General features: G+C 72.8%; 6 protein-coding genes. All 6 read right to left on the bottom strand.

The window, feature by feature from the left end:
- Positions 1 to 130: 130 nt before the first annotated feature.
- The 6 genes from AC07FA_RS00155 to AC07FA_RS00130 all read right to left on the bottom strand — a co-directional run bounded on the left by AC07FA_RS00155 (position 131) and on the right by AC07FA_RS00130 (position 11,659).
- On the bottom strand, positions 131 to 1,279 hold the full coding sequence (locus AC07FA_RS00155; RefSeq protein WP_479072414.1) for a glycosyltransferase: 1,149 nt from the start codon (positions 1,277 to 1,279) through the stop codon (positions 131 to 133).
- The gene (locus AC07FA_RS00150; RefSeq protein WP_479072413.1) at positions 1,276 to 4,146 is read right to left on the bottom strand and encodes a bifunctional glycosyltransferase/CDP-glycerol:glycerophosphate glycerophosphotransferase; all 2,871 of its coding nucleotides are present in this window, start codon (positions 4,144 to 4,146) and stop codon (positions 1,276 to 1,278) included. The genes AC07FA_RS00155 and AC07FA_RS00150 overlap by 4 nt, the downstream gene beginning before the upstream one ends.
- Positions 4,143 to 7,613: a bifunctional glycosyltransferase/CDP-glycerol:glycerophosphate glycerophosphotransferase gene (locus tag AC07FA_RS00145; protein WP_479072412.1), complete on the bottom strand. Its 3,471-nt coding sequence runs from the start codon at positions 7,611 to 7,613 to the stop codon at positions 4,143 to 4,145. The genes AC07FA_RS00150 and AC07FA_RS00145 overlap by 4 nt, the downstream gene beginning before the upstream one ends.
- A 211-nt stretch (positions 7,614 to 7,824) precedes the next feature.
- Positions 7,825 to 8,694: a TylF/MycF/NovP-related O-methyltransferase gene (locus tag AC07FA_RS00140; RefSeq protein WP_479072411.1), complete on the bottom strand. Its 870-nt coding sequence runs from the start codon at positions 8,692 to 8,694 to the stop codon at positions 7,825 to 7,827.
- A gap of 49 nt (positions 8,695 to 8,743) precedes the next feature.
- Positions 8,744 to 9,466 (bottom strand): methyltransferase domain-containing protein, encoded by a 723-nt coding sequence (locus AC07FA_RS00135; protein ID WP_479072410.1) that lies wholly within the window; start codon positions 9,464 to 9,466, stop codon positions 8,744 to 8,746.
- A 108-nt stretch (positions 9,467 to 9,574) separates the two neighbouring features.
- Positions 9,575 to 11,659: a bifunctional glycosyltransferase/CDP-glycerol:glycerophosphate glycerophosphotransferase gene (locus AC07FA_RS00130; protein ID WP_479072409.1), complete on the bottom strand. Its 2,085-nt coding sequence runs from the start codon at positions 11,657 to 11,659 to the stop codon at positions 9,575 to 9,577.
- Positions 11,660 to 11,694 lie beyond the last annotated feature (35 nt).

The raw sequence follows: 11,694 nt of genomic DNA, 5'->3' as shown, positions 1-11,694 counted from the left end.
TTTGCCCCGTAGGATGGGGGGGGGAGTAGGCTGGTTTCCCCCTGGGGCGGTGTTGGCAACCCCGCCCGTGGGTGGAGAGGACCGCATGGGGGGTCCGGGTCTGCTCCCCCCCCCCCCCCCCCCACCGCCCTCAGCGCTCCAGGAAGGCGAAGAGCTCTTCCCAGCGCCGCACGGTCTCCGCCTCGGAGAAGCGCTGCACATTGATCCGCGCCCGCTCCCCCATCGAGTCCCGCATCCGGGGGTTTCCGGTCAGCCGCAGCAGCCGGTCGGCCAGGGCGCCGATGTCCCCGGCCGCGGCGAGCAGGCCGTCCTCGCCGTCGCGCACGATCTCCCGTACGCCCGGCGCGCAGTCGAAGGCGGCGCACGGCACCCCGCTCGCCATCGCCTCCATCAGCGCCAGCGGGAAGCCTTCGCCGCGCGAGGACTGGACGAAGACCGAGGCGTCCGCGAGGGCTCCCGGCACGTCGTCGGTGCGGCCCATCCAGTCGACCGACCCGTCGAGGCCCAGCCGGGTGCACTGCTCCCTCAGTTCCGCCTCGTCCTCGCCCGCCCCGTACACCCCGAGCCTCCATTCCGGCCGCCGCGGGGCCACCAGCGCCCAGGTGTCCAGGAGCATGTCGATGCCCTTCTGGTCGCTGAGCCTGCCGATGCTCGCCACGCGCTTCGCGGTGCGCGGGGAGGGCACTTCGGGCAGACCGGCCAGGGCGTTCGGCATGAATCCGACGTTGTTCATCCCGTCGCCCGCCCAGATGTCGGCGTCCTCCTCGGTGAGGACGAGCCAGCGGTCCAGGGCGCTGTAGTGGTTCTTGATCCACCGGTAGCGGTGGCTCGCGCGGGAGTAGTCGTACGACTCGTGGCTCATCCCGATGACCCGGTGGCCGCCGGTGTCGGCCTCGCCGACCCACTCCATGGCCCACACCTGGGTGACGAGGACGACGGCCCCGGGGCTCGCCGTGCGGAAGATCTCGGAGAGCCGCCGGACCGCGCGCCGCTTCTCCTCGGCCCTGGCCGCCTCGCGGCGGCGCGCGGGGACCCGGAAGCGGTCCCGCAGGCCCTTCGGCGCCCACGGCGTCGGCGGGTGGGCCGGGTACAGGGCGGTGACGGGGTAGCCGGGAGGGTCGGGGAGCGCCATCTTCAGCTCCGAGGCGTGGATGCCGATCACCTGCACCCGGTGCCCGCGCTGCTGGAACAGCCGGGCCGTCCGGTGCGTCCAGCCGGTGACTCCGCCGAGTTCGTCCGTGCTGTTGGAGACGATGAACACGTCACGGCTGCGGCTCATCGGCCGGCCTCCCTGGGGGTACGTGAGAGGTGACGGGCGAAGACGGTGGCGACGACGGTCCGCGCCGCGTCGCCCTTGTCGTAGCCGCCGAACTCCTCGGCGAACGCGGCGCGCGCCTCCTGGTACGCCGTGTCGGTGGCCTTCAGACGGCCCATCACCGCGAACAGTTCGTCCTCCGTCTCCACCACCGGCCCCGGCGCCTTCTCCCGCAGGTCGAAGTAGCTGCCCCGGGCGGTGGCGTACGCGTCGAGGTCGGGCGCGAACAGGACGACGGGCCGGTCAAGCAGCGTGTAGTCGAACATGATCGACGAGTAGTCGGTGATCAGCACGTCGGCGAGCGTGAGGAGTTCGGTGACGTCATGGTGGGCGGAGACGTCCAGCACCGTGCCGGGCGGGCACACGGGCAGCCGTGCGGCCTCCAGGTAGTGGGCCCGTACCAGCAGGGTGTACTCGTCGCCGAAGCGTTCCGCGAAGCGCGCGACGTCCAGCGGGAGCCGGCGCCGCTTGCGCTTCCCGGGGCCCCCGCGGAACGTCGGCGCGTACAGCACGGTCTTCTTGTGGTCGGGGATGCCGAGCGCGTCCGCGAGCGGGGGGCGCGGCAACCGCCCCTCGGCCTCGTCCCTGGCCCGCGCGGCGAGCAGGGCGTCGTTACGGGGGTAGCCGGTGGCCAGCAGCCGCTCGGCGGGGAGCCGGTAGGCGCGGGCGAGGGTGTTCACATCGTGCTCGGAGCGGACGAGGAAGTGGTCGAAGCGGTGCACGGCCTCCTGGAGGCGGTGGCGCTGCGGGGCGTTCTGCATCCGTACGCGGGTCTCGTCGAAGCCCATGCGTTTGTACGCCGAGCCGTGCCAGGTCTGGAGGTACGTGGTGCCGGGGCGCTTGCGCAGATTCTGCGGGAAACCCTGGTTGTCGACCCAGTACTCGGCCCGGGCCAGGGCCCACAGATACCGCCACGACCAGCGGCGTACGAGCCGGGCGTCGGCGGGGAAGCCCTTGGGAGAGCTCTCGTACGACCAGACGCAGTGCAGCCGGAGGCCCTGGCCGCGCACTTCCTCGTGGATCGCGCGGGGGCTGTCGCCGTAACACTTGCCCATGTGGCTCTCGAAGACGACGGAGCCCTTGCGTACGGGCAGCCGGCAGAGCCAGGTGTTGTAGACGGGAGCCTTGAAGCCGCGCGAGCGCCACCGGTCGCGCCTCTTGCGCAGGGCCCGCAGCAGGAGTTGGGCCTTGCGGGCGGGGCGGAAGTGGGTGGCGTAGTGGACGAGGCGGCGCAGGGCGCGGGCCGGGCGGTTGCGGGGCACGAGCCGGAGCGCCAGGTGGTCCTTGAGCGTGACGTAGGGCTCCCAGGTGTCCCCGGCGAGCCGTCCGAGCCGGGGCCGGGCGGCGAAACGGTCCGGCCGGTCCAGCAGGTCGTGGGGGGCGAAGAGGTCGCTGACGGACCGGGTGCCGCCGGCCTCGACGAACAGGCGGGCGTCCCAGAGCGTGTCGCGCGCGCCGAGCGGGCGCAGGACGCGGGTGAGGTCGGCGTGGGTCCGCCAGCGGATGCCGGTGGCCTCACGGTGCAGCTCGCCGACCGGGAAACGGAAGGCGCGGGAGCCGTCCCGCACGCGGAACTCCAGCTCCGCGGTGAGCGGCAGGCCGGCGTCCGGGGCCGCGTGGGCGGGCAGGACCAGGTGCCCTTCGAGGAGCAGACGGCCGTCGTCGGCAGTGCACCGGGTGAGCCGGTTCATCAGCCGCAGTTCACCGAACGTGCGGTACTGGTGGCCGAGTTCGGTGACGTCGAGGCCTGCGGCGGGTGCCTGCCCGGTGTCGGTGCCGGACGTGCGGCCGGGGTCCGTGGCGGGCCAGTGGACGCGTCCGTCGTCGCCGGTGACGAGGGGGGCGGCCACCGTCCCCGGCCGGTTCAGCGCGTACGCCGCCGCGAGTACGCCGTCCGCGTCGCCCTGGGCGAGGAGGTGGACGGCGACCCGTTCGAGGGGCGGCAGCGTCTCCCGGACGGGGCCGGGGACGCTGTCGGCCAGTCCGCGGGCGGTGGACGCGGTGACCCGGGCCCGGTCGGCCGCGGGCAGCCGGGGAAACGTCCGGGCGAGCGGCACCAGCCGGTCGAGGGCGAAGGCACGTTCGCGCTGGTCGCGCAGGTCGTGCAGCCCCTGGGCGACCAGGGTGTTGCACACCCTCCGGTGCGCCTGGATCAGTCCGGCGATGTCCTGCCCGTTCACCGCCCGCCCGGTCACGGTCAGTCTGCGTACGAGCGTGATCCGGCCGACCGCGGCGGCCGCCAGGGGGCCGAACAGGATCTCGCTGTGGGTGAGGTCCTCCGCGTACCGCAGGCCGTGCCGTTCCACGGCTTCGCGGCGGAGACAGAACCCGGTCACCAGCGCGTCCCTGACGGTCAGTTCGGGTGCGTCGGTGAAGCGGTCGAGTGTCCGGGAGCGGGCGAACAACTGATGCTGCCAGGGGGGCTCCTGCTCCTTCGCGCCCTCCCCGGTGAGCCGGCTCCAGCGGCCTGCCACGAGGTCGGCGCCGGTGCGCCGGGCAGCCTCCAGGAGGTTGCGGCAGGCGTGGAGCTGGAGACGTTCGCCCTCGCCGAGCACGAGGACGTACCGGCCGCGGGCCGCGTCGATTCCGGCGTTGCGCAGGGCCGCCGTGGTGACCGCGGGCGCGTCCGCGTCGAGGAGGCGGACCCGGTCGGGGCGGCCCGCGGCGAGCGCTGCGGCTGCCGCCCGGGTGTCCTGGTCGCAGTCGGCGCCGAGGACGACGAGCGCCTCGGTGGCCCGCAGGCTCTGCCCGGTCACGGAGTCGACGGACGCCCGCAGCGCGGCGGCCCCTCCCCCGCCGGTGACCACACAGCTGAAGTCCGGTGTGCTCATACCTGCTCCCCCTTGAGCATCAGATCGACGACCCGGGCCGCCGCGGTGCCGTCGTCGAGGTCGCAGAACGACTCACGGAACCTGGCATAGGCCTCGCGATGGGTCTCGGTGACGGGTGTGAGGTCCCGCAGGGCCTCCACGACCCCCGCCGATGTGGGGATCAGCGGGCCGGGCGCCTGCGTGGCGAAGTCGAAGCAGAAGCCGCGCAGGGTGTCGCGGTAGTGCTCCAGGTCGTACGTGTGGAACAGCATCGGGCGGCCGGTCCCCGCGAAGTCGAACATCAGGGAGGAGTAGTCGGTGACCAGGACGTCGCTGATCAGGATCAGCTCGGCGACGTCCGGGTAGCGCGACACATCGCGGACGAACGCGCTCTGCGGGATGCTGCCGCCCACCAGGTAGTGACGGCGCACGAGCAGGACACTGTCCTCGCCGAGCTCCTTCTCGGCCTCGTCCAGGTCGAGCTGGAGGTCGAGTCCGTAGCGGCCGCCCTGCTTGGGCCGGTCCTCGCGCCAGGTGGGCGCGTAGAGGATCACGCGCCTGCCGTCGGGGATGCCGAGCCTCTCCCGTACGGCGTCGGCCACCTTCTCCCGGTCGGGGGCGTACAGGAGGTCGTTGCGCGGATAGCCGCATTCGACGACGGCGCCGGTGTGGCCGAAGGCCCGGCGCATGACCGGGGTGGAGAAGGTGTTCGGCGAGACGAGGACGCTCCACTGGGCGGCCCGCCGCGGCATCGACGCCATGTAGGCGGCGTCCGCGGTGGGGGTGCCGGCTAGGTCGCGGCCGATGCGCTTGAGCGGGGTGCCGTGCCAGGTCTGGACGACGAACTGCCCGTCGGCCCGCTCGAACCACTCGGGCAGATGCGTGTTGGAGACGATCCAGCGGCTGCGGGCCAGCGCCTCGTGCCACTCGGCGCTGTGCAGGGCGACCGCGCGCACCCCGGCCGGGACGCGGACCTGCTCGTCACGCACCACCCAGAGGTGGTCGAGCGTGGTGTCGCGGCGGATCAGTTCCTCGTGGATCGCGCGCGGCGAATCGGAGAACTGACGTCCGTCGAAGCTGCTGTAGAGAACGGCCGGACGCAGTTCCCCGCCCCCGCCGCGCAGGGCCGCGTACCGCTCGCGCAGCCGGCGCTGCGCGTACGCTCCCCGCTCCGCCACGGGCAGTGCGCTGCCCGACTCCAGGACGAGCCGGTCGTGGAAGCGCCGCTCCAGGGTGAAGAGCCGGCCGCCGTCCGGTTCGCGGTGGAGCGGCAGGGCGGCGTGGAGCGGGGTCGCGGCCCGCAGCGGAAGGTAGGCGTCCGGGTCGGTCTCGCCGCGTTCGCGCAGGAAGAGGTACCAGCGGCCCTCGGAGAGCGGGAGGGTTCCGCCGAGCCCTTCGACGGCCCCCGGGTCCAGTCCGGCCCGGAATCCGGCCGCCGGGCCGTCCGCCACGGTCTGTGCCGCGAAGGTGGCCTCCTCCTGGTGCCCGCTGTGCCGCAGGACGAGCTCGATGCCGCGGGCGTACCGGCCGGGCAGGCCGCCTTCGAGGACGAGCTCTCCGGTGTCCGCCCAGGAGAACCGTTCGACGACGGGCTGCACGCTCCGGTCGGTGAGGACCAGGTCGCCGGAGGGGTTGGCGGCCGCGTAGATCTCACGGCCACCGGGAAGCGGATACCGCGCGGACCCGGTCTCCGGACGGGCGGCCACCGTCACCCGCCGCTTGCCGCCCACGAGTTGGACCCCCCACACCCCGTCGGAGCCGCGGAAGGCGGTGAGCGGCACCTCGGCGACGACCGTGCCGGGCGCCGCGCCCTCAGGACCGCTGAGCCCGAGGGGGAACTCCCGGGTCTCCTTGGTGTGCCATTCCTGGACGCGCAGGGCGGTCGGCTCGCTGCCGTCGAGGACCCGTACCTCGATCCGTACGCCTTCCGGGGTCGCCGTGTGCGAGAGGAGGACGGCGTCGATCCGGTCGGTGCGCAGCTCCAGCTTGTTGCCCGACAGGAGGGGGACGATCCGGGTGCGCTCACCGGCGTACACGACGGCGGGCGCCGCCGGGTTGCCGAGGAGCCGCATCGGACCGCGGCGCGGCCGGCCGCCGCCGAGGACGACGGACTCCAGCTTCCAGGTCGTGCGGCCGCTCTTCCCCGCGCCCCTGGCGGCGAGTCTGCGAGGGTCGACGACGGCCTCGAAGCCGGAACGTTCGTAGCGGTGCAGGGTGCGGCCGGACCGGGCTGCGGCCTCGTCCGTGGCGAAGGTGCGCAGACGCAGCGGGAGGACGCGGCGGCCCGACCTCAGCCAGCCGGCGCCGGCCGGGCCGGGCGCGTTGCGGACGTAGGCGTACCCCGTGAGGTGCAGGAGCCCCTCACGCCAGACGGCCTGGGTGAGGTGGGCGTGTACGGGGAGGTCGGCGCCGCCCAGGGCGGTGGCGCGGCGCGGCAGCGGTCCTTCGACGACCGGGTACTGGGCGCGGGGCCGGAGCAGGCCGCGGACGTGGAAGGTGTCGCGGTCGGACTTCTCGTACGCGAGGAGGTCCAGCAGTTCCGGCATCCGGCGCTCCCGGATGAGCTGCCACTTGACCCGCAGGTGCAGGGGCAGTGCGTCGACGACGGCCGGATCGACGGTCGCGGCGAACGCGTTGGCGTGGTCGAGGAACGCCTCGTGGAAGGCCGCGTCGCCCTCCGGGAGCGCGTCGATGAACAGCCAGAGGTCCCCGGAGAGCGCGTGCCCGTCGTACCGGCGCTTGGCCTCGGTCATGCCGCGCGCGGCGAGGAATCCGCTGACGGTGGAGACGGCGGCGACCCGGTCGCGGATGCCGCGGGGCACCGCGCGCCGCGTCGTGATCGAACCGGCGCGGTCCCGCCAGTGGTACACGGGTTCCTCGACGACGTCGACGGACCGGGCCAAGAAGTGGGCGGGGAGCACCACGGCGATGTCCTCGTACAGGACACCGGCCGGGAACGCGAAGGCGTGACGGTCCCAGAAGGATCTGCGGAAGACCTTGTTGCAGGCGATGCGGTCGCCGAGCAGCACCCAGTCCCGGGTGATGTGGGTGGCGGAGCGCGGCTTCTCCATCGGCTTGCGGAACATCGGGGACTGTTCGAGTACGCCGTTGGCGCGGAGCCGGTGCACATTGCCGGTGACGAAGTCGGAGCCCGAACGGCTCAGTTCGGCGAGCATCCGCTCGTACGCACCGGGCGGCACGACGTCGTCGCTGTCGACGAACGTCAGGAACTCCCCGTCCCGGTCGGCCTCCAGGACCCCGGCGTTGCGGGCGACACCGAGTCCGGCGTTCTCCTGGGTGATCAGCCGGAAGCGCGGGTCCCGCGCGGCGAACTCCCGGGCGACGCGCCCGCTTCCGTCCGTGGAGCCGTCGTCGACCATGACGACCTCGAGGTCGGGCATCGTCTGTCCGGCCAGTGAGTCCAGGCAGGCACCGAGGTATTCCTCGACGTTGTAAAGGGGGACGACGACGGTGAGGCGGGGTGCCATGCGCTGTGCACGATCCTTCCGGACGGACAACCTGGGGGTCTGGGGCGGGTCCGGCGGATCAGGGCCGGACACACCCCGTGGGCTAACCACCCCGGCCGGGCGCCGGTCACCCGAGGGCAGTCGTTCGGGTGACGGCCGGTGGCCGGGAGTCGCTGAAACGACCGAGCCCCGTACCGGTGTGGCACGGGGCTCGTGGGTTCCTTGAGGGAGCTCAGGGCTTGACGGCGATGCGGCCTTCGTCCATGCGCAGCAGCAGCAGCCGCTCGCCCGTCTTCTCCAGGAACTCGTCGACGGCCTGCCGCGAGCCCTGCCAGTAGCCGTAGTCGTCGATCAGCAGCACACCGCCGCTCACCAGACGCGAGTAGAGGTGCTCCAGCTCGTGCTTGGTGGAGGCGTACCAGTCGGTGTCCAGGCGGAGGATGGAGATCTGCTCCGGGGCCCGGTCCGGGACGGTGTCCTCGACCCTGCCCCGCACGTAGTGGACGCGTTCCTTGGGGTAGGGCACGTTCTCGAATCCGGCCTGGACGTCCTCCAGGGAGGCCACCGCCCAGATCGGCCGGTCCTTGCCCTGCGCGTCGAGCAGTTCCCGCGCCGACCTGCCGTCGAGGCGCAGGTCCTCCTCGGTGGGCGGGGTCATGCCCTCGTACGTGTCGAAGAGGTACAGGTCGCGCTCGGTCTCCCCGAGCGAGAGCAGCGTCTTCGCGCACGCCTGCATGGAACCGCCGCGCCACACACCGCACTCGACGATGTCGCCGGGGATGTTGTGGCGGGCGATGTGGCGGGTGGCGAGGATGAAGGCGTTGAGCCGCTCCGGCGAGGTCATCGAGTACGGCTTGACCGCACGGATGATGTCCTTCGCCTCGTCGTCGTAGTCCGCCGGGAACTGCGGACCGGCCTTGGCCTTCGGCGTGGGCTTCGCGGCGGCCGGGGGGCTCGCGGCGGCTGCCGGGGCCGCCGCGACGGTGCGGGGAGCGGGCACGGACACGCGCCTGAGCTGGTACCCGGTGAGTTGCTGAAGGACGCCGTTGACGGCGTTGCGCCAAGCCATGCCCCGGGACAGTACGCGCGCATTGCGGCTCATGTCATCTTTCGTCAACCTGTCATTGATTTGCCCTTGTTGGGCCGTGGGGTCAGGAGCCGGTCCCGGCGGACGCGGGGGCGTCGGCCGGGGGCGCCACCGGCCGGCCGCACCCCTGCCGGCCGTCCAGCGGGCGAGGCAGCGGGACCGCGTCCACCCCGCCGACGCGGTTGGCCCACCACACGGTCAGCGCGCGTACGGCGAACATCGTCAGCCGGGGGTAGCGCTGCGGCCTGCGGAAGACCCCGACGGAGTCACCCCAGTAGGCGCCCTTGTCGATGCCCCGGTAGTCGTGCCAGATGCCCTTCGTGGGCGGGAAGTCGGTGTACGCCTCGCAGAGTTCGAGCCCCGAGTGGGCCGCCATCGCACGGAAGCCGTCGGGGTAGTAGCGCCAGCAGTCCTGGGCGTCGTGCGCATGGCCGCGCGAGGGGGCGGTGATGAAGGCGTAGCCGCCGGGCTTGAGGACACGGGCGATCTCCAGCATGGACGCCCAGAAGAACGGGATGTGCTCGAACGCCTGCCCGGACAGGACGACGTCGGCGCTGCGGGACTTGGCGGGGATGCGGTACGGCCGGGTCATCACGGCGTCGACGTTGGGTCCGTCGAGGACGTCGACCCCGAAGTAGTCGATGTCGTGGCCCGCCAGCAGTCCCCTGTGCGTGCGGGTCTGCTTGCCGGAGATCCGCGAGCCGAGGTCGACGACGCGGTGCCTGCGCGTCTTGGGCAGATATTCCTCGATGCAGAGTTCCATCTGCTCATAGGCGGACTGGTGCATGAGGTCTCCCAACCTTGCCGTGTGCGTCAGCTGTTGAGCACAACGACGGGAGGATGCGGAGGGGTCGCACCCTGCGGGCGCGATCCGCCGTTCGAGTGGTGGCGCGCCTCAGTCCGGGGCCTCGCCGAGGAACAGCCGTCGCACCACACGCTCAGCGGCACGCCCGTCGTCGTACGGACAGAACCGCTCGCGGAACGCCTTGCGCAGCACCGTCGTCCGCTCGGAGTCCCACGCGCCGCTCCGCAGCAGGTCCAGCAGCTCGTCCTGGGTGGTGGCGATCGCCCCGGGGGTCTCTCCGGGGCGGCCCGAGAGCAGGTCGAAGTACGTGCCGCGCGAGGCCCGGTAGGCGTCCCAGTCGGGTGCGTAGCCGATGATCGGGCGGTCCAGGCAGGCGTAGTCGAACATCAGCGAGGAGTAGTCCGTGATCAACCCGTCGGCCGCCAGGCAGAGTTCCTCGACGGAGGGGTGCCCGGTGACGTCGATGACGCGGCCGTGGCGCCCGGCGGGGAGGCCGGCGGTGCGTCCGTAGAAGTAGTGGGCGCGCACCAGCACGACGTGGCCGGGACCCAGTGCACGGGCGAGGAGTTCCGGGTCGAGGCGGGGCAGGAAGCCCTTGCGGTAGTCGCGGTGGGTCGGCGCGTACAGCAGTGCCTTCTGGCCGGCGGTGATGCCGAGTCCGGCGCGGATCGTCGCGGTCCGTTCGGCCGTGGCGGTGAAGAAGACGTCGTTGCGCGGGTAGCCCAGCTCCAGGTGCTCGTACGAGGACGGGTAGACGCGGTCCCAGATCTCCGTGCTGTGGGGGTTGGCGGAGAGGCTGTAGTCCCACTGGTCGGTGTGGGCGACGATCTTCTCGAAGCTGATCCCGTTGGTGAGGGCGGGATAGGCGCGCTGGTCGAGGCCCATGGTCTTCAGCGGGGTCCCGTGGTGGGTCTGGAGGTAGATCTGCCCGGGGCGCTTGGTGAATCCGCCGGGGAAGCTGGAGTTGTTGACGAGGTACGTGGCGGTGGCCATGGTCCGCCAGTACGCGCGCGAGCCCTCGATCACGTACGGGACACCGGGCGGCACCCGGTCACGATGGCGTGAGGAGACCACCCAGACGCCCCGGATGTGCGGGGCGAGTTCGAGTGCCTTGGCGTGGATGGCGGCCGGATTGCAGGCGACCCCCCGGTTCCAGTACGCCCCGTACACCGCGAGGCGGGGGTCCAGCGGCCGCAGCAGGTCGGCGCGGTAGGCCGCGCGCAAAACAACGGTGCGGAGCCTCTTCCGGCGCCGGAGAAGGGCGGCGGGGACGCGGGCGCGGGCGGTGCGGGCGGCGGTCCGCGCGCGATGGACGGCGTACGGGCCGGGGAGTCCGGAGGCGCGGAAGAGCGCGGCGCGGTCCCGGGCGGGGACGGCTTCCGGGGCGCCTCCGGGCTCGTCGAGGAGGGCGCGGAGGTGGGCCGTGCGTGCGGCCCCGGCCCGTGGGTCGCCGCCGGTCTCGGTGCGGAGCCGTCCGTACAGGCCGAGGAGCGCGAGAGGGCTGTGGTCCCGCTGCGGCTGTGCGGCGGGGAGGCGGTGGCGGACGCAGAGCTGGTCGAGGGTGGCGAGCGTGCCCGCGTCGGACGCCAGCAGGCGCGCGCGCTGGACGGGGAGGACGTCCGCGTACGGGCCGTCGGTGAAGCGGAGCCCGTGGGTGGTCCAGAAGGCGCGCCGGAAGAGCTGGTTGCGTGCGGCGGGGACGGCGTCGGGCGCGCCCGGCCGGACCTCGCCCCAGCGGTCGACTCGGTCGTGGCCCAGGCACAGCACGTCCGGGCGGCCGTCCGCCAGGAGGCCGTCGGCCCGTTGCGGGACGCCCGGAAGGAGCAGGCCGGCGGCCCGTTCCAGTGCGCCCGGAAGGAGCAGGCCGGCGGCCCGTTCCAGCGCGCTGGGAAGGAGCAGGTCGTCGCCGTCGAGGAAGAGGAGGTAGTCGCCGCGCGCCTCGGCGGCCCCTGCGTTACGGGCTCCGCCCACCGTGAGGTGTCCCGCCGGGGCCCGCACCCTCACCCGCGTGTCGCGCTCCTGGTACTCGGCCGCGATGGCGGCGAAGGCGTCCGGCGCTCCCCCCGCGACCAGGATCAGCTCCAACTCCCGTACCGACTGGTCGAGTACGGAGTCCACGGCGGCGCGCAGATGTCCCGGTCCACGAGGGACGGCCATGACAACACTGAGGAGCATGGCAGCCGAGCGTAATCGGGCCGGCACGTGATCCG

Source organism: Streptomyces sp. NPDC045968, assembly GCF_056430475.1.
This window is presented reverse-complemented; position numbering and strand designations above follow the sequence as displayed.